Annotated in this window: 21 protein-coding genes, 3 tRNA genes and 1 riboswitch; of the genes, 4 read left to right on the top strand and 20 right to left on the bottom strand. The window is 60.6% G+C overall.

Annotation, left to right across the window (positions count from 1 at the left end):
- Window positions 1-79 precede the first annotated feature (79 nt).
- Both BLU76_RS16850 and BLU76_RS16845 read left to right on the top strand, forming a co-directional pair.
- Window positions 80-847, top strand: coding sequence for an AraC family transcriptional regulator (locus tag BLU76_RS16850; RefSeq protein WP_256572678.1), 768 nt, complete (start codon window positions 80-82; stop codon window positions 845-847).
- A gap of 79 nt (window positions 848-926) precedes the next feature.
- A complete protein-coding gene (locus BLU76_RS16845; protein ID WP_092145252.1) occupies window positions 927-1,535 on the top strand; it encodes a LysE family translocator in 609 nt (202 codons plus the stop codon).
- Between the two features lie 251 nt (window positions 1,536-1,786).
- On the opposite strand, the gene mgtE is transcribed toward BLU76_RS16845, so the two are convergent.
- A complete protein-coding gene (mgtE, locus tag BLU76_RS16840) occupies window positions 1,787-3,229 on the bottom strand; it encodes a magnesium transporter (RefSeq protein ID WP_072346428.1) in 1,443 nt (480 codons plus the stop codon).
- Between the two features lie 322 nt (window positions 3,230-3,551).
- On the opposite strand from mgtE, the gene BLU76_RS16835 reads away from it, so the two are divergent.
- A complete protein-coding gene (locus BLU76_RS16835) occupies window positions 3,552-4,058 on the top strand; it encodes a cell envelope protein SmpA (RefSeq protein ID WP_092145250.1) in 507 nt (168 codons plus the stop codon).
- Between the two features lie 40 nt (window positions 4,059-4,098).
- Here BLU76_RS16835 and BLU76_RS16830 read toward each other — a convergent pair.
- From BLU76_RS16830 to ltaE, 7 genes are all read right to left on the bottom strand, one after another.
- Window positions 4,099-4,175, bottom strand: a tRNA-Arg gene (locus BLU76_RS16830).
- Window positions 4,176-4,247: 72 nt separating this feature from the next.
- A tRNA-Arg gene (locus BLU76_RS16825) sits at window positions 4,248-4,324 on the bottom strand.
- Window positions 4,325-4,432: 108 nt separating this feature from the next.
- Window positions 4,433-4,523, bottom strand: a tRNA-Ser gene (locus BLU76_RS16820).
- Window positions 4,524-4,585: 62 nt separating this feature from the next.
- A complete protein-coding gene (gene csrA / locus BLU76_RS16815; protein ID WP_003178872.1) occupies window positions 4,586-4,774 on the bottom strand; it encodes a carbon storage regulator CsrA in 189 nt (62 codons plus the stop codon).
- Window positions 4,775-4,960: 186 nt separating this feature from the next.
- Entirely contained in the window at window positions 4,961-6,202 is a 1,242-nt protein-coding gene (locus BLU76_RS16810) for an aspartate kinase (protein ID WP_014339802.1), read from the bottom strand.
- 91 nt (window positions 6,203-6,293) lie between these two features.
- Window positions 6,294-8,915 carry an alanine--tRNA ligase gene (gene alaS, locus BLU76_RS16805; RefSeq protein ID WP_092223566.1) on the bottom strand — a complete coding sequence of 874 codons (2,622 nt, stop codon included), beginning with the start codon at window positions 8,913-8,915 and terminating at the stop codon, window positions 6,294-6,296.
- A gap of 146 nt (window positions 8,916-9,061) precedes the next feature.
- Window positions 9,062-10,066 (bottom strand): low-specificity L-threonine aldolase, encoded by a 1,005-nt coding sequence (gene ltaE / locus BLU76_RS16800; RefSeq protein WP_092145245.1) that lies wholly within the window; start codon window positions 10,064-10,066, stop codon window positions 9,062-9,064.
- 270 nt (window positions 10,067-10,336) lie between these two features.
- A riboswitch (FMN riboswitch) is annotated at window positions 10,337-10,505 on the top strand.
- A gap of 100 nt (window positions 10,506-10,605) precedes the next feature.
- On the opposite strand from ltaE, the gene BLU76_RS16795 reads away from it, so the two are divergent.
- Entirely contained in the window at window positions 10,606-11,115 is a 510-nt protein-coding gene (locus tag BLU76_RS16795) for a 6,7-dimethyl-8-ribityllumazine synthase (protein WP_092145243.1), read from the top strand.
- Between the two features lie 121 nt (window positions 11,116-11,236).
- Here the strand turns inward: BLU76_RS16795 and astE are convergent, their stop codons facing one another.
- The 12 genes from astE to BLU76_RS16735 all read right to left on the bottom strand — a co-directional run bounded on the left by astE (window position 11,237) and on the right by BLU76_RS16735 (window position 23,651).
- Window positions 11,237-12,244, bottom strand: coding sequence for a succinylglutamate desuccinylase (gene astE / locus BLU76_RS16790; protein WP_092223565.1), 1,008 nt, complete (start codon window positions 12,242-12,244; stop codon window positions 11,237-11,239).
- A 12-nt stretch (window positions 12,245-12,256) separates the two neighbouring features.
- Complete coding sequence (locus BLU76_RS16785) at window positions 12,257-12,544, bottom strand: hypothetical protein (protein WP_003178862.1); 288 nt, start codon at window positions 12,542-12,544, stop codon at window positions 12,257-12,259.
- Window positions 12,545-12,613: 69 nt separating this feature from the next.
- On the bottom strand, window positions 12,614-13,960 hold the full coding sequence (astB, locus tag BLU76_RS16780) for an N-succinylarginine dihydrolase (protein ID WP_092223563.1): 1,347 nt from the start codon (window positions 13,958-13,960) through the stop codon (window positions 12,614-12,616).
- Window positions 13,961-14,090: 130 nt separating this feature from the next.
- A complete protein-coding gene (gene astD / locus BLU76_RS16775) occupies window positions 14,091-15,560 on the bottom strand; it encodes a succinylglutamate-semialdehyde dehydrogenase (RefSeq protein ID WP_170862025.1) in 1,470 nt (489 codons plus the stop codon).
- Window positions 15,557-16,582 carry an arginine N-succinyltransferase gene (astA, locus tag BLU76_RS16770; RefSeq protein WP_063324712.1) on the bottom strand — a complete coding sequence of 342 codons (1,026 nt, stop codon included), beginning with the start codon at window positions 16,580-16,582 and terminating at the stop codon, window positions 15,557-15,559. The genes astD and astA overlap by 4 nt, the downstream gene beginning before the upstream one ends.
- 54 nt (window positions 16,583-16,636) lie before the next feature.
- A complete protein-coding gene (gene aruF / locus BLU76_RS16765) occupies window positions 16,637-17,656 on the bottom strand; it encodes an arginine/ornithine succinyltransferase subunit alpha (RefSeq protein ID WP_092145236.1) in 1,020 nt (339 codons plus the stop codon).
- Window positions 17,657-17,859: 203 nt separating this feature from the next.
- The gene (locus tag BLU76_RS16760; protein ID WP_072346413.1) at window positions 17,860-19,080 is read right to left on the bottom strand and encodes an aspartate aminotransferase family protein; all 1,221 of its coding nucleotides are present in this window, start codon (window positions 19,078-19,080) and stop codon (window positions 17,860-17,862) included.
- A 407-nt stretch (window positions 19,081-19,487) separates the two neighbouring features.
- Entirely contained in the window at window positions 19,488-20,468 is a 981-nt protein-coding gene (locus tag BLU76_RS16755) for a GlxA family transcriptional regulator (protein WP_092223559.1), read from the bottom strand.
- A gap of 113 nt (window positions 20,469-20,581) precedes the next feature.
- The gene (locus BLU76_RS16750; protein WP_063324708.1) at window positions 20,582-21,346 is read right to left on the bottom strand and encodes an ABC transporter ATP-binding protein; all 765 of its coding nucleotides are present in this window, start codon (window positions 21,344-21,346) and stop codon (window positions 20,582-20,584) included.
- Between the two features lie 56 nt (window positions 21,347-21,402).
- Complete coding sequence (locus BLU76_RS16745; RefSeq protein WP_072346411.1) at window positions 21,403-22,101, bottom strand: ABC transporter permease; 699 nt, start codon at window positions 22,099-22,101, stop codon at window positions 21,403-21,405.
- A complete protein-coding gene (locus BLU76_RS16740; protein WP_003204800.1) occupies window positions 22,098-22,787 on the bottom strand; it encodes an ABC transporter permease in 690 nt (229 codons plus the stop codon). Before BLU76_RS16740 ends, BLU76_RS16745 begins: the two co-directional genes overlap by 4 nt.
- A gap of 90 nt (window positions 22,788-22,877) precedes the next feature.
- Entirely contained in the window at window positions 22,878-23,651 is a 774-nt protein-coding gene (locus BLU76_RS16735; protein ID WP_092223557.1) for an ABC transporter substrate-binding protein, read from the bottom strand.
- Window positions 23,652-23,808 lie beyond the last annotated feature (157 nt).

The following is a 23,808-nucleotide window of genomic DNA, read 5'->3' as shown; positions in this document are numbered from 1 at the left end:
TGATCCTCTAAAAAGTACGGGCATGGAGGCCTGCATGACAGGTCACGCATTCAAGATCCAAAGAATTCCAGGACTGGGCGTGGAAATCGTCGAGGCCGATTCAGATCGAACGTTCGTCCGGCATATGCACGAACATTTTGGCATTGGCTTGCTTGTGCGCGGGGCGCAACGTTCAGCCAGCGGCCGAGGCCAGGTAGAAGCGACGGCTGGCGACCTTATATCGGTCAACCCCGCCGAAGTGCATGACGGCGCGCCCATCGGAAACGGAACGCGTCGTTGGCAGATGCTGTATTTCGACCCGCTGCTGATTGCGCAGGCATTCAAGGATATGCAGAACGATGGAGGCATCTGTGCCCAGGAATTCGCTTATCCGGTGCTGCAAAGCCCCCGTGCGGCAGAGTTGTTCCGCACGTTGTATCAAGCCCTCGCTCAAGCCGAGGAATTTGGCGCTCACCTGAAGATCGAAGAAACGCTCGTGCTTTTGCTCGAACATTTGCTGGATCGCTCCATGCCGATATCGTGTTTGCCGAAGGTCGCGGCAAACCGTGCAAAAGCCTTGATCGACGACGATCCGCAGTCGTCCATGTCGCTTGCCCTGCTCGCCAGGGAGGCCGATTTAAGCCGCTTTCAATTGGTACGCGCCTTCACCCGCCTGACCGGTTTGACACCCCACGCCTATCTGCTGCAACGACGCATCCACCGAGTACGACAACTGATCGCTGCAGGCATGCCCCTGGCCGACGCGTCCCTGGCCAGCGGTTTCGCCGATCAGAGCCATATGACTCGATGCTTCGTGCGCAGCTTTGGATTCTCACCGGGCATGTACGCCCGGCAAGGACACCCGTAGCAACCTGCAATTTCGTTCAAGACGCCCCTCCTCACAGCAGGCAGGCTGGAGACTTCACAACTGCCAAGGTCGGCGTCGCATGAACCTCGAATTTTTTATCACTTCCCTGATCGTGGCGGCCTCGCCTGGCACTGGCGTGGTCTATACAGTGGCGGCCGGCCTGGCCCGGGGCTGGCGCGCAAGCGTGATAGCGGCATTGAGTTGTACCCTGGGGATCGTGCCGCACATGCTGGCAGCCATCACGGGCCTCGCTGCACTGCTGCACACAAGCCCACTGGCCTTCGAGATCATCAAGTACCTTGGCGTCGCTTACCTGCTGTGGATGGCATGGAGCACGCTCCAGAGCCATGGGGCATTGCATATTGATCCGCACAAGACCCCACGTTCGAACGGCGCGGTGATTTTTTCGGGCATCTTGGTCAATCTGCTGAATCCAAAACTGTCGATTTTTTTCCTGGCCTTTCTACCGCAATTTCTCGCGCCAGGAGAAACGGATGCCATGTGGCGCATGTTGCAACTGAGCTTCATCTTCATGGCGATCACCTTTGTCGTCTTCGTCATCTATGGCGTGCTCTGCGCATCGATGCGCCGCCATGTTCTGGAGCGTCCATCCGTGTTGCAGTGGATACGCCGGCTATTCTCGGCAGCCTTTGTGCTACTGGCTGCACGACTGGCGTTGATGCAGTGATGCGCAGGGGATTTTGCGTGATGAAAAAACCGCCAAACAGACTCGCGAAGGCGATGTGTCAATGTGCTCGCGATAGCGGTGCTGCAGTTGCACAGAGGCTGGACCTGCCTGCTGCTCGTGTCTTTGGTTCTTGACGCCCCGCAAACCAAAAGAAACGCAAAAAAAACGGCGCCTCCCATTTCTGAAGGAAGCGCCGTTTTTTCTATGTGGACTGTATTACGCCAAACAGGCGGGGTTTCTCGATGAGTGACTCAGAGCAGGAAAATCGTCGCCAACCCCAGGAAAATGAAGAACCCGCCGCTGTCGGTCACCGCGGTAATCATGACACTGGCACCCATGGCAGGATCGCGCCCCATGCGGGCCAGGGTCATGGGGATCAGGACTCCCATCAATGCCGCCAACAACAGATTGAGCGTCATCGCGGCCGTCATGACCACCCCCAGCGACCAGCTGCCATAAAGCAGGTAAGCCACCACGCCAATCACCCCTCCCCAAATCACGCCGTTGATCAAGGACACCGCGAGTTCCTTGCGCATCAACCGCGAGGTATTGCCGGTGCTGACCTGGTCCAGTGCCATGGCACGGACGATCATGGTGATGGTCTGGTTACCGGAGTTGCCACCGATACCGGCGACGATGGGCATCAGGGCCGCGAGCGCCACCAGCTTCTCGATGGAGCCTTCGAACAGGCCGATGACCCGGGAAGCGACAAACGCCGTGATCAGGTTGATCGCCAGCCAGGCCCAGCGGTTACGCAGGGACTTCCAGACCGAGGCGAAGATGTCTTCTTCTTCGCGCAGACCGGCCATGTTGAGGACTTCGCTTTCGCTTTCCTCACGAATCAAGTCGACCATTTCATCGATGGTCAGACGGCCGATCAGCTTGCCGTTCTTGTCGACCACCGGTGCAGAAATCAAGTCATAACGTTCGAACGCCTGGGCCGCATCATAGGCGTCTTCGTCCGGGTGGAAACTCACCGGATCGCTGGCCATGACCTCGGCCACCTGCTTTTCCGGGTCGTTGACGAGCAAACGCTTGATGGGCAGCACGCCCTTGAGCACGCCGTCGTAGTCGACCACAAACAGTTTGTCAGTATGCCCCGGCAGTTCCTTGAGGCGACGCAGGTAGCGCAAGACCACTTCAAGGCTGACATCCTCGCGGATCGTCACCATCTCGAAGTCCATCAGCGCACCGACCTGCTCCTCGTCATAGGACAACGCCGAGCGCACACGCTCGCGCTGCTGGCCGTCGAGGGCTTCCATCAGTTCATGGACAACGTCCCGCGGCAGTTCGGGCGCAAGGTCGGCGAGTTCGTCGGCGTCCATTTCCTTGGCCGCCGCCAGCAACTCGTGATCATCCATGTCGGCGATCAGGGTTTCCCGAACCGAGTCCGACACTTCGAGCAGGATGTCACCGTCGCGATCAGCCTTGACCAACTGCCAGACCGTCAGACGCTCTTCCAGTGGCAAGGCTTCAAGAATGTAGGCAACGTCGGCGGAGTGCAGGTCATCGAGCTTGCGTTGCAGCTCGACGAGATTCTGCCGGTGGACCAGGTTCTCGACCCGGTCATGATGCGGGCCTTCCTGGCGATGCGTCAGGTCTTCGACGACCCGCTGGCGCTGCAGCAGCTCAACGACTTGAGCGAGACGATCCTGAAGGCTTTCCTGCGTTTTTTTTACTTCTACTTGGGTCATAGGCGAACTCCACTCCCAGCAGTGGAGCACGCCGGAAGCATCAATCAGTTAATTCATGATTGGCAAAACTTAATATTGAGTAACTACTGGGTAAGTCCATGGATATATTCCAAAGCCCCGGCGGGGCTGACGGGCGCAATCATACACCGCTTGACGCTTTAAAACGCTAAAAAATCATGGCAAGAACAAGCGCTTGCGAGACAAACCTGAACACAGGCTGAACCTGTTCCTTTACGACGACTTATCCGGAAAAGAAAACACACGCCGCGGCAGAAATGCGGCGACTACTCTTCTCTTCTGCACCGTCAAGGAGGACGACCGGATGCACCTCAACCACTGCCTGTTCCTGCTCGCCTGCTTGCCTTTATGGGCTGCCGGGCAGACCGTGCATCGCTGCGAAAACATCGCAGGGCACGTGACATTCACCACCCTGAGCTGCGGCCCGGGAGAAGCTCTGTCACTACAACAGATCCATCCGTATCGCCCAGGTTCGATCGAACCGACAATCAAACCGACGACCGAGGCGATGCTGCCTGAAGCGGAGCGCGGACAAACATCCAGCAACAAAACCACGCGCAAGGAACCGACCGTGATTGGCCAGTTCCAGGACCGCTGCGGGAACCTCATCGACGCCAGGCGACGCCGCGACGCCATCCTGGGCCGACGCATCATCGCCGGCATGAGCCAGCAGGACGTAGAGAGCGCCCTGGGCAAGCCAGACTCGATCAAAGTTCGGAATTCGAGCACGCGCTATACCTACAAGGCGAAGAAAGGCCGCAGCGCAGAGGTCGTGTTCGATGAGAGGGGATGCGTGAAAGGCAAATCGTAGACAGCAAAAAGCCCGCGTTTAACGCGGGCTTTTTGGTGTTTGGTGCACTCGACAGGATTCGAACCTGTGACCGCTCGGTTCGTAGCCGAGTACTCTATCCAGCTGAGCTACGAGTGCAAGTTGTGGTTTTATACCAGATCACAACTGGTTGAAGCCAAGTTATTTGCATTGCTGCAAACAACTCTTAAATGGTGCACTCGACAGGATTCGAACCTGTGACCGCTCGGTTCGTAGCCGAGTACTCTATCCAGCTGAGCTACGAGTGCATTTGTTGCCGCGCATTATAGGTCGTCAATTCCTTTTGTAAAGCGCTTTTTTTCAGTAATTTCAATCACTTACTGAGCAAGCCAGGTTTTGACGCACTAAACGAATAATGGCGGAGAACGGGGGATTCGAACCCCCGACACCCTTTTGAGGTGTACTCCCTTAGCAGGGGAGCGCCTTCGGCCACTCGGCCAGCTCTCCGCAACACGGGGCGTATATTAACCACCTTCATCCCCGTTTGCAAACATAAAAATCGATAAAAATTAATGGCTTGGTTCGTCGTCCTTCTCTTTCTTGATACGCAGGTAAATTTCCTCGCGGTGTACAGCAACCTCTTTCGGGGCATTGACGCCGATACGCACTTGGTTTCCTTTGACGCCGAGCACGGTCACGGTGATTTCGCCATCGCCAATAATCAGGCTTTCTGCACACCGACGGGTCAGAATCAGCATACCTTTCTCCTCACGCAATTCACTTAAGGGACAACAGTCTGCAAAAAAAAGGCATTGGACCTACAACCGAAACGGTCGAAGCCTACAGGCCTAGTATTGACCAGCGCGGGCAAAAGAACAGTTTTGGGACGCGCCATTCAGAAAAACAGAGGGCGCGGTCCAGCCGCGCCCTCCAGACAACGCTTTTTACTCGCCCGGCTGGGCAGCAGCGTCGAGTTCGAAAGCCGTGTGCAGGGCGCGCACGGCCAGTTCCAGGTACTTCTCTTCGATCACCACGGAAACCTTGATTTCCGAGGTAGAGATCATCTGGATGTTGATGCTTTCCTTGGCCAGGGATTCGAACATGCGGCTGGCCACGCCTGCGTGGGAACGCATGCCGACACCGACGATCGAGACCTTGGCGATCTTGGTATCACCCACCACTTCCCGGGCACCGATCTCGCCAGCGGTCTTTTTCAGGATCGCTTCGGCAGACTGGTAGTCGTTGCGGTGCACGGTGAAGGTGAAGTCAGTGGTGTTATCGTGCGAGACGTTCTGCACGATCATGTCGACTTCGATGTTCGCGGCACTGATCGGGCCGAGAATCTTGAACGCCACGCCGGGGGTGTCTGGCACGCCACGGATGGTCAGCTTGGCCTCATCGCGGTTGAAAGCGATGCCGGAAATGATCGGCTGTTCCATGGATTCCTCTTCATCAATAGTAATGAGGGTGCCCGGACCCTCTTTGAAGCTGTGCAGAACGCGCAGCGGAACGTTGTACTTGCCGGCGAATTCGACCGCCCGGATCTGCAACACCTTCGAACCGAGACTGGCCATTTCCAGCATTTCTTCGAACGTGATCTTGTCCAGCCGCTGGGCCACAGGCACCACCCGCGGGTCAGTGGTGTAGACACCGTCCACATCGGTGTAGATCTGGCATTCGTCAGCCTTGAGGGCCGCCGCCAGGGCAACCCCGGTGGTGTCGGAACCGCCACGGCCGAGGGTGGTGATATTGCCCTGCTCGTCCACGCCCTGGAAACCAGCGACGACCACGACACGGCCAGCCTTCAGGTCGCCGCGAATCTTCTGGTCGTCGATCTGCAGGATACGCGCTTTGTTGTGCGCGCTGTCCGTCAGGATACGCACCTGGTTGCCGGTGTAGGACACCGCTGGCACGCCACGCTTGATCAGCGCCATGGCCAGCAAGGCGATGGTCACCTGCTCGCCAGTGGAAACGATCACGTCCAGCTCACGGGGAACCGGTTGCTGGTCGCCGCTGATTTGCTTGGCCAGATCGATCAGACGGTTGGTCTCGCCGCTCATTGCCGACAGCACAACCACCAGGTCATCGCCCGCTTCACGGAATTTCTTAACCTTGTCGGCGACTTGTTCGATTCTCTCGACAGTGCCGACCGAGGTGCCTCCAAATTTCTGTACGATCAAAGCCATTTCAAAGCCGCCTCTGCCCATGAAGGGCGCCCAATAAATCACTCAAACAGCGGCCGGGCTCGTCACTAGACCACGAGCCCGCGACGCTGCCTTAAATACCCTGCTCTACGAATGCAACGGTCTGGGCCAGTGCCGCGTCCAGGGCGCCGACGTCGGTACCACCGCCTTGCGCCATGTCCGGACGACCACCGCCCTTGCCGCCCACTGCTGCAGCGGCTTGCTTCATCAAATCACCGGCTTTGAGTTGGCCAGTCAGGTCTTTGGTCACGCCTGCGACGAGAACGACCTTTTCCTCATGGACACTGCCGAGCAGGATCACTGCGCGGCCGAGTTTGTTTTTCAGTTGATCGACCAGCGCCAGCAGTGCCTTGCCATCCTGGCCGTCCAGACGCACGGCCAGCACCTTCACGCCCTTGACGTCCACGGCCTGGGCCGACAGATCGTCGCCCGCGGCGCTGGCGGCCTTGGCCTGCAACTGCTCGAGTTGCTTTTCCAGCAGGCGGTTGCGCTCCAGCACAGCCGACAGCTTGTCGATCAGGTTGTCGCGGCTGCCCTTGATCAGGGTTGCCGCTTCCTTGAGTTGTTCTTCAGCCGCGTTGAGGTACGCCAGGGCTGCGGCGCCGGTGACCGCTTCGATCCGGCGCACACCGGATGCCACGCCACCTTCGCTGATGATTTTCATCAGGCCGATGTCGCCGGTGCGGTTGGCGTGGATACCGCCGCACAGTTCAACGGAGAAATCGCCCATGCTCAGTACGCGCACGCTGTCGCCGTACTTCTCGCCGAACAACGCCATCGCGCCCTTGCGCTTGGCGGTCTCGATGTCGGTTTCTTCGGTTTCCACCGGGGAGTTCTTGCGAATCTCGGCGTTGACGATTTCTTCCAGCGCCTTGAGCTGCTCAAGCTTGATGGCCTCGAAATGGCTGAAGTCAAAGCGCAGGCGCTGACTGTCCACCAACGAACCCTTCTGCTGGACATGCTCGCCCAGCACCTGGCGCAACGCCGCGTGCAGCAAGTGCGTAGCGGAGTGATTCAGCGACGTGGCATGCCGAACGTCGGCGTCGACATGGGCGGCCACCGGGGCGGCGATCATCAGGCTGCCCGACGCCAGCACGCCGTGGTGCAGGAAGGCGCCGCCGGTCTTGGTGGTGTCACGCACGTCGAAACGCGAGCTGCCGGCCTGCAGGTAACCGCTGTCGCCGATCTGGCCGCCGGATTCGGCGTAGAACGGAGTCTTGTCCAGCACGATCACACCTTCCTGGCCTTCGCTCAGGATGTCGACCGATTGCCCATCCTTATAGATGGCGACGATCTTGGCCGAGCCGGTGGTGCCCGCATAACCGGTGAACTCGGTGGCCACGTCTACCTTGACCAGGCTGTTGTAGTCCATGCCAAAGGAGCTGGCGGAACGCGCGCGCACCCGCTGGGCTTCCATCTCGCGCTCGAAACCTTCCTCGTCGAGGGTCAGGTTGCGTTCGCGGGCGATGTCGCCGGTCAGGTCCATCGGGAAGCCATAGGTGTCGTACAGCTTGAACACCACGTCGCCCGGGACCACGTTGCCCTTGAGCTCGGCCAGGTCCTGCTCGAGGATCTTCAGGCCTTGCTCCAGGGTCTTGGCGAATTGCTCTTCTTCAGCCTTGAGCACGCGCTCGATATGCGCTTGCTGGGACTTGAGTTCCGGGAAAGCGTCGCCCATCTCGGCCGCCAATGCCGCAACGATCTGATAGAAGAAGCTGCCCTTGGCGCCCAGCTTGTTGCCGTGACGGCAGGCGCGGCGGATGATCCGGCGCAGCACATAGCCACGACCTTCGTTGGAAGGCAGCACACCGTCGGCAATCAGGAAGCCGCAGGAACGGATGTGGTCGGCGACCACTTTGAGCGAGGCCTGGTTGTCATTGGTGCAACCGATAGCCTGGGCCGACGCGCTCAGCAAGCTCTGGAACAGGTCGATTTCGTAGTTGGAGTGAACGTGCTGCAGCACCGCACTGATCCGCTCCAGGCCCATGCCGGTGTCGACCGACGGCGCTGGCAGCGGATGCAACACGCCATCGGCGGTGCGGTTGAACTGCATGAACACGTTGTTCCAGATCTCGATGTAGCGGTCGCCGTCTTCTTCCGGCGAGCCGGGTGGGCCGCCCCAGATGTCGGCGCCGTGATCGTAGAAAATCTCGGTGCACGGACCGCACGGGCCGGTGTCGCCCATGGTCCAGAAGTTATCGGAGGCGTAAGGCGCACCTTTGTTGTCGCCGATACGCACCATGCGCTCGGCCGGGACACCGACCTGTTTGGTCCAGATGTCATAGGCTTCGTCATCGGTGGCGTAGACCGTGACCCAGAGCTTCTCCTTGGGCAGGTTCAGCCACTTGTCGGAGGTCAGGAAGGTCCAGGCGAAGGTGATGGCGTCGCGCTTGAAATAGTCACCGAAGCTGAAGTTACCCAGCATTTCGAAGAAGGTGTGGTGACGAGCGGTATAACCGACGTTTTCCAGGTCGTTGTGCTTGCCGCCGGCACGCACGCACTTCTGGCTGCTCACCGCACGGGTGTAGGCACGTTTTTCCTGGCCCAGGAAGCAGTCCTTGAACTGGTTCATCCCCGCGTTGGTGAACAGCAGGGTCGGGTCGTTGCCCGGAATCAAAGAGCTGGAGGCTACTCGGGTGTGGCCTTGCTCTTCGAAGAAGCGAAGGAAGGCTTCACGGATTTCTGCGCTTTTCATTAGGTTCTTCCACGGAGGCTGCGGCCAAAGGCCTGTGCAAAACGTCAACAGACGAAGCAACGGCAAAGGGCCGCATTATATCGGCCCTGCGCGTGGGGTACAGCGTGTTTATGCGATAGAAACTGTCAATTGGCCCGGTTGACGGGTCAGTGGCGGGAAAATTCGACGAAAGTGGCGACCACCTGGTCGATTTGCGCCGCGCTCACGTCCATGTGCGTCACCATTCGCAGGCGTGGCGCAGCGCTGAGCTTGACGCCCCGTTCATCGGCAAATGCCTTGATCGCCTCGGCCCGCTCGCCCATTTGCACGTAGACCATGTTGGTCTGCACCGGCTCGACCTCGTAACCCGCCGCTCGCAAGCCCTCGGCGAGCCGCTGGGCATTGGCGTGGTCATCGGCCAGGCGCTGGACCTGATGTTCCAGGGCGTACAGCCCCGCCGCCGCGAGAATCCCGGCCTGGCGCATGCCGCCGCCGACCATCTTGCGCAGCCGACGGGCCTTGCCGATCAGCTCGACGCTGCCGCACAGGACCGAGCCCACCGGCGCGCCGAGGCCCTTGGACAAGCACACCGACACCGAATCGAAATGCTGCGTGATCTGCCGGGCGTCGACATTCAGCTTGACCGCGGCGTTGTACAGCCGCGCCCCGTCCAAATGCAGGGCCAGGCCATGTTCCTGGGTGAAACGCCGGGCCCGGGCCAGGTATTCCAGTGGCAGCACCTTGCCCTGCATGGTGTTTTCCAGGGCCAGCAGGCGGGTGCGGGCAAAGTGGAAGTCATCGGGCTTGATCGCCGCGGCCACTTGCGCCAAGTCCAGGGAACCGTCCGCTTGCACCTCGAGGGGCTGAGGCTGGATCGAACCCAGCACCGCCGCCCCGCCACCTTCGTATTTGTAGGTGTGGGCCTGCTGGCCGACGATGTATTCGTCGCCGCGCTCGCAGTGGGCCATCAACCCCAACAGGTTACTCATGGTCCCCGTGGGCACGAACAACGCTGCGGCAAATCCCAGGCGCGCGGCCAGTTCGGCCTCAAGGCGATTGACGGTCGGGTCTTCCCCGTACACATCGTCACCGGTAGGCGCGCTGGCCATGGCATCCAGCATGCCGGCGCTGGGTTGGGTGACCGTGTCGCTGCGAAGATCGATAACACTCATGAATCTGGCCTCGGGTTCTGGTGGGGGAATTCCCTTTCGAAGGGTAATTACTGCGGGTATGGCGACGATTAATCAAGACCGACTGGAGGAATATTCCGTGGCGAGGGAGCTTGCTCCCGCTCGGGTGCGAAGCAGCCGCAAAATCTTGGGGCCGCTTCGCAGCCCAGCGGGAGCAAGCTCCCTCGCCACAGTGTTCTCGGGACATCCAGGTCATGCGTTGCGCTGAAATATGTGTTAAAAATCCCCAGCCGCCCCAAACCATGGCGGCAAAAACGTTCTCAGGGCGGGGTGTAATTCCCCACCGGCGGTAATTGCACGCAACGTGCATAGCCCGCGAGCGCTTGGTGGTGCACCGCTTTTTGGGGTGTAGCGACAAGGTCAGCAGACCCGGTGTGATTCCGGGGCCGACGGTCATAGTCCGGATGAAGAGAGAACGGGATTGATATCCAAGGGCCGACTGCGACTGTCCGTGCGCGGCGTACCCTCGAATCCCCTTCGATTCATGACGCCCTGTTTTTCACACAAACAGGAACCAGAACATGCAACCCACTGCAATCGACAGCAAAAGCAAAAGTCATCCGGGCGAGCGCGTCGCGTTCATCCAGGCCTGCTGGCACAAGGAAATCGTCGACCAGAGCCGTAAAGGCTTCGTCGCCGAAATGATCATCCAGGGTTACCAGGAAAGTGATATCGACTTCTTCGAAGTCGGTGGCGCCTTCGAGATTCCGCTGCACGCCAAGCTGCTGGCCAAGTCAGGCCGCTACGCCGGCATCGTCGCCGCCGGCCTGGTGGTGGACGGTGGCATCTACCGTCACGAATTCGTCGCCCAATCGGTGATCAGCGGCCTGATGCAGGTCCAGCTGGAAACCGAAGTGCCGGTGTTCTCGGTCGTGCTCACGCCGCATCACTTCCATGCCGGGGAAGAACATCAGAAGTTCTTCTTCGAGCATTTCGTGCACAAGGGCCAGGAAGCGGCGAAGACCTGCGCCGATACGTTGCACAAGACCCGAGCGTTGCGCCGTAGTGAGCAGCGGGCGGTAGCGAGCTAAAAACCACTGAAAAACCTGTGGGAGCGAGCTTGCTCGCGATAGCGGTGGTTCAGCCTGCATCGATGTTGACTGATACATCGCTATCGCGACCAAGCTCGCTCCCACAATAGTTCCGCGGGTTTTAGATCAGGTTTTCGTCGGTCGCCGGCACAATCAGGATGCCAGCCCGCAAGCCATTCTTGACCTTGGGGTTCGGAAAGATGATCCGGGCGCCCTCTTCTTCGATCACCCAGCGGGTCTGGGCAATGTCTTCGGCCAGCACGTAGCCTTTGCCCAATTCCGAGAAGTTCTCGATGTCCGCCGGCAGGTTCAGGCGGAAACTGTCGCTGTGCTTGATGATTTCCCGGGCCACGCTGAACAGCTGCAGGCCATCGAGCCCTTCATCCAGCTCCGGCTCGTTGCCCTCGATGATCTGTTGCAGGCGGGTTTCCAGCAGGCTGACGTTGACCCCGCCGTTCTGTCCGAATGGCCGGGCCTTGCCCAGTTCCAGGGTGAAGGACTCGGCACCGAGCTGGTCGTAGGTGTAGGCACTGAACACAATGGACGGCTTGTTCTGCAGCAACACCGCCTCCATGCCCCCGGCACGCAGGCGTGCCAGTTCACGGCGTGAATGCTGGCGACCTTCTTTCCACGGGTAGAGGGCGAACTGCTCGATCTTCGAGCCGCGGATGGCGGTGTGCAGGTCGTAATGCAAGCGACTGCGTTCTGGCCGGCTGAAGAAACTGGCGGCCAGGCGCTCCAGCTCGCAGGCCCGTAGCGCCTCAGGACCGCCGCTCAGCTCATGGCGGCCATTGAACAGGCGGTTGACGTCCTGTTCGACGAAACGCTCACCGCGCCGTATGGCCTCGGGGTTGCCGAACAGGAACAGAATGCGGGCCCGCGGCTTCAAATGGCCACGGGCGATGTCGTGCAGCAAGCGGTCGAGCAGCTCGATCGGCGCGGTTTCGTTGCCGTGGATACCGGCCGACAGCAGCAGGTCCAGACCGTTATCCCGGGCTTCGGGCGGCTTGACCTCCAGCGCGCCCTCGCTCAACCAGCGCATCCGTACGCCTTCGACAGTCAGTTGAGTCTTCTCCGCCGGTTCACGGCCGGCGAGGGTCAGTTCAAGCAGTTTGCCGAGGGCGAGCATAGCGCGGTTTCCTTAATGGTCGTGGCCGCAATCCGGGCCATGGACATGGTCATCGTCGCCGACGTCCGCCGGTTCCATTTCCAGTTGCAGGCTGACCAGGTTGGTCGCCAATGGACGCAACAACAGGTTGGCGTATTCCTCGTCCCCTTCCTCGACATCGACGCCGATCAGCAACTGACCACGGCCATCCTGCTGGATCCACAACTCCTTGCCTTGCCACATCACCGCTACGCGGGTGCAGGAGGTTTCCAGTTGGGTGCCGTCGGTGTCTTCAAGGATCAGCTGCAAGGTATCGCTCATGTCTTTACATTCTCGTCTGGGGATAAGGCAACGCGCCCTGCTTTGACTGTAGTCAGGTCGCGCGCGCTTTCAATTGATCTGGAAAGGATAAACCGAGCCAAGTTTAAGGATTTGTGTCAGTTCATCCAGTGCCCCACGGCATTCGAGCAGCAACTGAGGGTCTGCCAGATCGTTTTCGGTCATGCGGTCGCGGTAGTGCCGCTCGACCCATTGGGTCAGCGAATCGTACAGCGGCGCGGTCATGATAACCCCTGGGTTGACGGCCGCCAGCTCGGTTTCGTTGAGGGCCACGCGTAACCTCAGGCAAGCCGGGCCACCACCGTTCTGCATGCTTTGCTTGAGGTCGAAGACCTTCACTTCGCGAATCACCCCGCCTGCGCCCGTCAGGCCTTGCAGGTATTGCCAGACGCGCTCGTTGCCACGGCACTCTTCCGGCACGATCAACAGCATCGAGCCGTCGGGACGCGACAGCAACTGGCTATTGAACAGGTAGGAGCGCACCGCATCATCCACCGTCACCGCCGAACGCGGCACGCATACCGACTGAAATTTCCCACCGACTTTGGCGAGTTTGGCGCTCAGCTCGGCCAACATCTTGTCGGTCTCGAGAAACGCGTCCTCGTGATAGAACAGCACTTCGCCATTGCCCACCGCGATCACGTCGTTGTGGAACACACCCTGGTCGATCACCGATGGGTTCTGTTGAGCGTACACCACGCCCTCCTCCCTCAGCCCGTGCAGGCGGGCAACAGCCTGGGAAGCTTCCAGGGTCTGGCGCGCCGGGTATTTCTGCGGCGCGGGATAGCGGGTGTCAAAAGCGCTGCGACCGAACACAAAGAACTCGACACCGGCCTCACCGTAGGCGCGGCAGAAACGGGTGTGGTTGGCCGCGCCTTCATCGCCGAATTGCGCCACCGCTGGCAACGCGGCGTGGTGGGCGAAGTGTTGCTGGTTGGCGAACATCGCCCCCAGCACACGACTGGTGGTCGGATGTTCGATGCTGCGGTGGTATTTGCAATTCAGGTTGGCGGCGGTGAAATGCACGCGACCATCAGCGGTGTCGGCACTCGGGCTGACGGTGGCGGCGTTGGCCACCCACATGCTGGAGGCCGAGCAACTGGCGACCAGCAGCGGCATCGCTTCTTTCGCCGCCTGCTGGATGACCTGGGCATCGCTGCCGGCAAAACCCAACCGACGCAGGGCCGCCACGTCCGGGCGCTCCTGCGGCGCCAGCACACCTTGCTGGAAACCCATGTCCATCAGCGCTTTCATTTTCGCCAGGCCCTGCAACGCCGCTTCCTTGGGGTTGGAGGACTGCTGGCTATTGCTCTGGGAGGCGACGTTGCCGTACGAGAGCCCGCCGTAGTTATGGGTCGGCCCCACTAGACCGTCAAAGTTGACTTCATAGGATTTCATCAGCGAGGCTCCACGAGAATCTGTTTTTATAGGCATCAATTACAACCGCGTCGCGGCTATCGCGAGCAAGCTCGCTCCCACAAAGGACTGCACAACCCCCTGTGGGAGCGAGCTTGCTCGCGATCGGGGTTCACACCATTCTCACGCCGGGGGTCAGGGCAGCCGGCATGACGAGGCTCGGGGTTTCCAGGGAAGCCACCGGGTACGCGCAATAATCAGCCGCGTAATAAGCACTGGCGCGATGGTTGCCCGAAGCGCCGACACCGCCGAACGGTGCGCTGCTGGCAGCCCCCGTCAGTTGCTTGTTCCAGTTGACGATACCGGCACGGCTCTCCAGCCAGAACTGCTGGTAACGCGCTTCGGAGTCCGACAGCAAACCGGCGGCCAGGCCATATTGAGTATTGTTGGCCTCGGCGATCGCCGCTGGGAAATCCGTGTAGCGAATCACCTGCAGCAACGGCCCGAACAGCTCCTCGTCAGGACGCTCGGCCACCGCCGTCACGTCGAGGATACCCGGCGTCAGCAATGCGGCCTGGGCCTGGGGTTGGGTCATGGCCAACAGCGGCACGGCGCCCAGGCCCAACAAATGGTTCTGCGCGTCCATCAGCGCCTTCGCCGCGGCCAGGGAAATCACCGAGCCCATGAACGGCGCCGGTTGCTGGTCGAAGGCTCCGACCTCGAGGGTCGAGCTGACCGCCACCAGGCGCGCCAGCAAGGCATCGCCCCAGGCTCCTTCCGGCACCAGCAGGCGGCGCGCACAGGTGCAGCGCTGCCCGGCGGAAATGAAAGCGGACTGAATAATGGTGTAGACCGCAGCATCGACGTCGGCCACCTCATCCACCACCAGCGGGTTGTTGCCGCCCATTTCCAGCGCGAGGATCTTGTCCGGACGCCCGGAAAATTGTTGGTGCAACAGATTGCCGGTACGGCTGGAGCCGGTGAAGAACAACCCGTCGATGCCCGAGTTGGCCGCCAGGGCGATACCGGTTTCCCGCGCGCCTTGCAGCAGGTTCAGTACGCCCGCCGGCAGACCAGCCTCGACCCAGCACTTGACCGTCAGCTCGGCGACTTTCGGCGTCAGCTCGCTCGGTTTGAACAGCACGCTGTTACCGGCCAGCAGCGCTGGCACGATGTGGCCATTGGGCAAGTGACCGGGGAAGTTGTAGGGGCCGAACACCGCCACCACGCCATGGGGCTTGTGGCGCAGCACGGCGGTGGCGTCGCCCAGGGGGCCGCTCTTCTCACCGGTCCGCTCGCGGTAGCTCTGCACCGAAATGGCAATTTTATTGACCATGGTGGTGACTTCGGTCGCCGCTTCCCACAACGGTTTTCCGGTTTCTTCACCGATGCACTGGGCCAGTTCGTCAGCATGGCTTTTCAGGCTCGCGGCAAAGGCTTCCAGTACCTGGATGCGCTCATCCAGCGTACGCCGAGCCCAGCCCGGAAACGCCTGGCGCGCGGCCTGCACCGCCGACTCCACCTGCGCAGCCGTGGCGCCCTTGCCCGACCACAGCACCTGCTGGGTCACCGGGTTCAACGACTCAAAAACGTCACCTTGGCCTTCCAGCCAACTTCCTGCGATGTACAGCGAATTCATTATTTCGACTCCCGAGCAGCAGACAACGCGACGGCACGCACCTGATCGCCGGCATTGAGTTGAAGACGTTTGGCAGTCAGCGGATCGACCACCAGGGTGCCCGCAGCCAGGCGCGCCGGTGCCGCCGTGATGCGGCAGTCCTCGCGCTTACGGTTATGAATGATGAACGGCGTGGCGTCATCACCCGGCGTACCGATGGCCAGCACCAGCGCCTGGCTGTCACGAATCGCGCGGATCTTGCCGGTTTCGCACTCCACCGCCGGGCCGGCGTCGAAGATGTCGACGTAACCCTGGTAACTGAAGCCTTCGCTCTTGAGCATCGACAATGCCGGTTCGGTGTCCGGATGAACCTGGCCGATCACGGCCCGGGCATCTTCGGACAAGAAACAGGTGTACAGCGGGAACTTGGGCATCAGCTCGGCGATGAAGGCCTTGTTGCCCACGCCGGTGAGGTAATCGGCCTGGCTGAATTCCATCTTGAAGAAGTGTCGGCCCAGGCTTTCCCAGAACGGTGAACGCCCCTTGTCGTCGGACATGCCGCGCATCTCGGCGATGATCTTGTTGCCGAACAGCTGTGGGAATTCGGCAATGAACAACAGCCGCGCCTTGGCCAGCATGCGGCCATTGAGACCACTGCGGAAATCGGCATGCAGGAACAGCGAGCACAGCTCGGAATTGCCGGTCAGGTCGTTGGCCAGGAACAAGGTCGGGATTTCCCGATAGATGTTCAATTCCTGGGAAGCGCTGACCGTCAGGCCGACCCGGAAGTTGTACCAGGGCTCACGCAACCCCACGGCACCGGCGATGGCGGAAATGCCCACCACGCGACCGTCATCGTCTTCGAGCACGAACAGGTAGTCCGCGTCACCGCGCCCGGCTTCGCCGCGAAAGGTCTTCTCGGCCCAGCCGACCCGATGGGCCAGGCGCTCTTCGTTGGCCGGCAAGGTGGTCAGGCCGGTGCCCGTGCTGCGGGCCAGGGCGATCAGAGCGGGTAAATCGCTGCTGCGTACGGGACGAACGATCATGCTATCTCCTCAAACGGGTCGCTTGCGCCACCCGCGAAACTCAGCTGTAAAGCGTTATACGGCTACCAGGCGCACGCTGGCGCCTTCGCCGACGCCCAAGGCTTCGGCCGCTTCCATGTCCAGCGTCACAGGCTTGCCCGGCGCGTAATCGAGCTCGAGCAGCACGGCGCGGTAATCCTGCAACTGGGCATTGGCCACCAGGTACTGGCGGCCGGCACCCTTGACCGGTTCGCCGATCTTGACCGGCACCACGCGGCTCTGGGCGATCGAGCGGATGCCCGAGACACGAGCATGCAGGGTCGGGCCACCGTCGAAGATGTCGATGTAGTGATCGGTCTCGAAACCCTCGCGCATCAGGATGTCGAAGGTGATCTGCGCCCGCGGATGGACCTGCCCCATGGCCTCTTGGGCGGCGTCCGGCAACAGCGGCACGTAGATCGGGTAATGCGGCATCAATTCGGCGAGGAAGGTGCGACTTTTCAGCCCGCACAAGCGCTCGGCGGCGGCGTAGTTGAGGTCGAAGAAGTTGCGACCGATGGCGTCCCAGAACGGCGAGTCGCCATTCTCATCGCTGTAGCCGACGATCTCGGTCACCACCGAATCGGCAAACCGTTCCGGGTGGCTGGCGACGAACAGCAGGCGCCCGCGGGAATTGAGTTCCGACCATGGCGAACCCACCAGCTCCGGCACCACGTAGAAACTGGTCAGCAGGCTGTTGCCAGTCAGGTCGTGGCATTGGGAGAGCACGTGGATCTTGTTGTGGATCTTCAGCTCACGGGAGGCGTGAACGAAAGTCTCGTTGCGAAAGCTGTAGAACGGTTCGGAATAACCGGCCGAAGCGACGATGGCCGAACAGCCCACCAGCTTGCCGGTCGTGGTGTCTTCAAGGACGAAGAAATAGCTCTCTTCACCGTTGAAGCTGACTTCGGCGGCAAACGAGGCTTCGCTTGCGGCGATCTTGTCGCTCAGGCGTTCCACGTCATCCGGCAAGGAAGTGACACCGATCGGACTGTCCGCAGCCAGACGCTGTACCTCGCCCAGATCAGCCATTTGCGCGGGGCGCATCACCAGCATGGTGTCACTCCTTAACTTGAAATAAACGGTTCGACCAGGGGTCGAGACATGAAAAAAATACCGGACCGACTACCGCATCCGTTCGAGTGTGGGAGCGGGCTTGCTCGCGAAGAGGCCATCACTTTCAACGCAGATGTTGACTGATCGATCGCCTTCGCGGGCAAGCCCGCTCCCACATTTGGATCCTGTCCGGCCTTAAGGAATCAGGCTTGCGTCAGCTTCGCCGCGGCCCGCTCGAAGCGGTCCAGGCCGGCATCGATATCGGCGTCTTCCACCACCAGGCTCGGGGCGAAGCGAATCACGTCCGGGCCGGCTTGCAGGATCATCAGGCCTTCCTGTTCGGCGGCGTTGAAGATGTCCTTGGCCTTGCCTTTCCAGGCGTCGTTCAGCACGCAGCCGATCAGCAGGCCCAGGCCGCGTACCTGGGTGAACAGGCCGTACTTCTCGCCGATCTGCTCCAGGCGCGCCTTGAACTTGGCGTGCTTGGTTTTGACACCGCCCAGTACCTCAGGCGTATTGACCACATCGATCACCGCTTCGGCCACCGCACAAGCCAGCGGGTTGCCGCCGTAGGTGGTGCCATGGGTGCCAACCACCAGGTGCTTGGCCAGCGCTTCCGTGGTGAGCATCGCCGCGATCGGGAAACCACCACCCAGGCTCTTGGCGCTGGTGAGGATGTCCGGGACCACGCCGTAATGCATGTAGGCGAACAGGTGGCCGCTGCGGCCCATGCCGGTCTGCACTTCATCGAACACCAGCAATGCGTCGTGGGCATCGCACAGGTCGCGGGCGCCTTGCAGGTAGGCCTGCTCGGCCGGCAGCACCCCGCCCTCGCCCTGGATCGGCTCCAGCACCACGGCGCAGGTCTTATCCGAAATGGCGGCTTTCAAAGCGGCCAGGTCGTTGTAGGGAACGTGGGTGATGCCAGTAATTTTAGGACCGAAGCCGTCGGAGTACTTCGACTGCCCGCCGACGTTGACGGTGAACAAGGTACGACCGTGGAAGCTATTGAGTGCGGCGATGATTTCGTACTTCTCGCTGCCGAAACGATCGAACGCGACACGACGGGCCAGCTTGAAGGCGGCCTCGTTGGCTTCGGCGCCCGAATTGCAGAAGAACGCGCGCTCGGCAAAGGTTGCGTTGACCAACTTATGGGCCAGGCGCAGGGCCGGCTCGTTGGTGAATACGTTGGACACGTGCCACAACTTGTTGGCCTGTTCGGTCAGTGCGCCGACCAGCGCCGGGTGGGCGTGGCCCAGTACGTTGACTGCAATACCGCCAGCAAAGTCGATCAACTCACGACCGGATTGGTCCCATACGCGGGAACCGGCACCACGCACAGGGATGAAGGCAGCAGGTGCATAGTTGGGAACCATAACCTGGTCGAAATCGGCGCGTTGTACCGCGGCTTGCTCAACGGACATCGGAGTCTCCTGATGAGGAACACCCGCCTGGAACTGGCGGGCTTGGTAAGGATTGTAAGGACAGTTTTCAGCCCGGCCTTGCCGCCAAGCGACAACTTCTTATAGCGCCAACCCACGTTTTTCGCGGGTTTACGGCAATGCGACAAATAGCGTCGCAAAGGCGCAGTTTAAACGTTGCCAAGGGATTTGAGGCACCTGCATCCATATTTCCCTGGCCAGCCACAACTGGAGCTTGAGAGGCGTTATCTGTGGCGAGGGAGCTTGCTCCCGCTGGGGCGCGCAGCGTCCCCCAGAAAAAAACCCGATCAATCTGAGGCACCGGGGTTACCATTTGGGTCCGCTTCGCGGCCCAGCAGGAGCAAGCTCCCTCGCCACAGGAAGTTGTCTTACCCCAGGAGCCTTATGCCCTAGCCCCGTTCGGACGGCACCGACGACAGTTCGAACGGGCTGCTGCTGCGGCGCTGGTTGCGGTCTTCCCGCGGTGTGGCGCCGAAAAAGTTGCGGTAGGCGCTGGAGAAGTGCGGCCCCGAGGAAAAACCGCAGGACAGGCCGATCTGGATGATGGATTTGCTGGTCTGCATCAGCATCTGCCGGGCCTTGTTCAGGCGCAGCTCCAGGTAATACTGGCTCGGCACGCGATTGAGGTATTGCTTGAAGATCCGCTCCAGTTGCCGGCGGGATACACAGACATGCTGGGCGATCTCGTCGGTGGTCAGCGGCTCCTCGATGTTGGCTTCCATCAACAGCACTGCCTGGGTGAGCTTTGGATGGCTGGAGCCAAGACGGTTCTGCAACGGGATGCGCTGACGCTCGCCGCCCTCGCGAATGCGCTCGACCACCAACTCTTCCGACACCGCACCGGCCAGTTCCGCGCCGTGATCGCGAGCCAGCACCGCCAGCAACAGGTCGAGCACCGACATGCCGCCGCAAGCGCTCAGGCGATCGCGATCCCAGTCAAACAGATGGCTAGTGGCGATGACCTTGGGGAAGCGCTCGGAGAAATCGTCCTGCCAGCGCCAATGCACGGCGGCACGGTAACCGTCGAGCAAACCCAGTTGGGCCAGGGGATAGACACCGGCAGACAAACCACCAATCACACAACCGGCACGCACCAGTTGCTTGAGGGCGCTGCTCAGGGATGAGGCCAGTGCAGCCGGCGGCTCATCGGCCAGCAGGAAAAGCTTCTGCAAGCCTTCGAGCTTGCCAGCCCAGGGCTCGCCCGGCAGTTGCCAGGCGCCGTCGACCGGTGGTTCGGCCTGCAAGAACGAAAGTTCATAGACCACATCCGGATGCACCCGCTGAGCAACACGCAAGGCCTCCTCGGCCAGCGCCAGCGTCAAGGCTTTAGTGCTGGGCCAAATCAGGAAACCTATTCGATGGGCAGTCATGGCGGGCGATCCGAAGCGAAAACAGTGTTAAAGCCAAAAGCGGCTGCAACCAAATTAGACCATCTGGCGCGCGGTGCGCAGCATGACCCAAATCAGGTGCGTAACGGGAGCGATTACTTGAGGCTGCCCGAAAGAAATTGTTGCAAGCGCTCGGATTGCGGATTGACCAGCACTTCGCGCGGGTTGCCGCTTTCTTCGACGATGCCTTTGTGCAAGAACACCAGTTGGTTCGACACTTCACGGGCAAAGCCCATTTCGTGGGTCACCACCACCATCGTCCGGCCTTCCAGGGCCAGGCCCTGCATCACCTTGAGCACATCGCCTACCAGTTCCGGGTCGAGGGCCGAGGTCGGCTCGTCGAACAGCATCACCTCCGGCTCCATCGCCAGCGCACGGGCGATCGCCACACGCTGCTGCTCGCCGCCGGACATGTGGCCCGGGTAGGCATCCTTGCGATGGGCCACGCCGACCTTGTTCAGGTAGTGCTCGGCTTTCTCCCGCGCTTGAGCCTTGGTCACGCCCAGCACATGCACCGGCGCTTCCATGATGTTTTCCAGCGCGGTCATGTGGGACCACAGGTTGAAATGCTGGAACACCATCGACAGCCGCGAACGCATGCGCTGCAGTTGCTTGGGGTCTGCAGCCTTCAACGCGCCGTCCTTGCCGGCGACCAGCTTCAACTCTTCGTTGTTGAGCAGGATCTTGCCAGCATGGGGTTGCTCAAGCAGGTTGATGCAACGCAGGAAAGTACTCTTGCCGGAGCCACTGGAGCCGATGATGCTGATCACATCGCCGGCGGCGGCTTTCAGGGACACGCCCTTGAGCACTTCGTGACTGCCATAGCGTTTATGCAGGTCTTGGACTTCAAGCTTGTACATGCGGTCGGTTCTCACAAAACGTCAGTCGTTGAGCAGTCGATCGGATCGATGCGTTATCAGTGCTTGCGCGGGGCCAGGTAACCCAGCCAGCGGCGCTCGGCCAGCTTGAACAGGCGCACCAGGATGAAAGTCAGGCACAGGTAGAAAACGCCGGCCGTGATGTAGGCTTCGAACGGCAAGTAGTACTGCGCATTCACTGTGCGCGCGGCACCGGTGATGTCGATCAGGGTCACGATGGAGGCCAGGCTGGTGGTCTGCAACATCATGATCACCTCATTGCTGTATTGCGGCAGCGCCCGACGCAAGGCCGATGGCAGCAGGATCCGGCGATACAGCTTGTAGCGCGACATGCCCATGGCCTTGGCCGCTTCGATCTCACCGTTGGACGTGGCCCGCAGGCTGCCGGCGATGATTTCAGCGGTGTAGGCGCTGGTGTTGATGGCGAACGCCAGGCACGCACAGAAGGTCGCACTGGACAGCCACGGCCAGAGGAAGCTTTCGCGAACGATCGCGAACTGCGCCAGCCCGTAGTAGATCAGGAACAGTTGCACCAGCATCGGCGTGCCGCGGATCACGTAGGTGTAGAGCCAGGCCGTCATGTTGACGACCGGCTGCTTGGACACCCGCATCAGCCCCAGGGGCAACGCCGCCAGCAGGCCGAAGAACAGCGACAGGGCCAGCAACTTCAGAGTGGTCAACAAGCCACTGAAATACAGCGGCAAGGCTTCATAGATGACGTTGTAGTCGAAGATCATAGATCAGCCGCCCTTACGCCTACCGAGTAGCGCTTCTCAAGGTGACGCAATGCCAGTAACGAGACACTGGTGATCACCAGGTACATCGCCGCCACTGCGAGGAAGAAGGTGAAAGGCTCGCGCGTGGCATCTGCCGCCTGCTTGGCCTTGAACATCATGTCTTGCAGGCCCACCACCGAAATCAGCGCGGTGGCCTTGGTCAGCACCAGCCAGTTGTTGGTGAAGCCCGGGATCGCCAGGCGAATCATCTGCGGCACCAGCACCCGGAAAAACACCTGGAACCCGTTCATGCCGTACGCCATGCCCGCCTCGGCCTGCCCCTTGGGGATCGCCATGAAGGCACCGCGGAAGGTTTCCGACAGGTAGGCACCGAAGATGAACCCCAGAGTGCCGATACCGGCCGCCAGCGGGTTCAGGTCGATGTAATCGTCGTAGCCGAGCATCGGCGCCACGCGATTGAGCAAGTCCTGACCGCCGTAGAAAATCAGCAGGATCAGCACAAGATCGGGAATACCGCGAATGACCGTGGCATACAGGTCGCCCAGCCACGCCAGCCAGCGCACCGGAGAGAGGCGCAACGCAACGCCGATCAACCCCAGGACGATGGCCAGGGCCATGGACGACAAGGCGAGCTCAAGCGTCAACCATGCGCCATCGAGGATGACAGCCCCGTAGCCTTTCAACATGATTCAGGTCCTCGAAAGTGGGATGAAAAAATGGCGCAAACCGCAGAGATCCTGTTGCTTGCGCCATTTCGCACGAGTGGCGGGACGTCGTTACTTGCCGTAGATGTCGAAAGCGAAGTATTTGTCCTGGATTTGCTTGTACTTGCCGTTCTCGCGAATGGCCGCGATCGCGCCATTGATCTTGCCCTTCAACGCGTCGCCCTTGCGCACCGCGATGCCGACGCCGTCGCCGAAGTACTTGACGTCGGTAAAGGCCGGGCCGACGAACGCGAAGCCCTTGCCGGCATCGGTCTTGAGGAAGCCGTCATCCAACAGCGTAGCGTCTGCCACGGTGCCGTCGAGACGACCAGCGGACACGTCCAGGTAGATCTCGTTCTGCGAACCGTATGGCTTGATCTCGGCACCCAGCGGGGCCAGGACTTCACGGGCGAAACGCTCGTGGATCGAACCACGCTGCACGCCGATATTCTTGCCCTTGAGCTCGGTCAGACCGTCGCTGACCTGGGTACCGGCCTTCATCACCAGACGAGCCGGGGTGTTGTAGTACTTGTTGGTGAAATCAACCGACTTCTTGCGATCTTCGGTGATCGACATGGACGACAGGATCGCGTCGATCTTGCGAACCTTGAGCGCCGGGATCAGACCGTCGAACTCTTGCTCGACCCACACGCACTTGACCTTCATCTCTTCGCACAGCGCATTGCCGATGTCGTAGTCGAAACCGACGATGCTGCCATCCGGAGCTTTAGAAGCGAACGGAGGGTAAGCCGCTTCGATACCAATCTTCAGGGGTTTCTCATCAGCGAAGGTTGGCAGGGACAGCACGGACAGTGCCAGGGCGCCAAGCAGCACAAGTTTCTTCATCTTGGGACTCCATCGGTAAAGGGCAAAAACGGCAGAGTGAGCAACAGCCCAATATGCGAATGGGTGAAACGAACTTTGGTGCTGCGTCCTAGGAAGCTCACGATTTATTCAACACGAGCCACGACGAGCGAGTGATCGGCATTCTAACGACAGGCCC

This window comes from Pseudomonas sp. NFACC08-1, assembly GCF_900106735.1.
Lineage (GTDB): Bacteria > Pseudomonadota > Gammaproteobacteria > Pseudomonadales > Pseudomonadaceae > Aquipseudomonas > Aquipseudomonas fluorescens_Q.
This window is presented reverse-complemented; position numbering and strand designations above follow the sequence as displayed.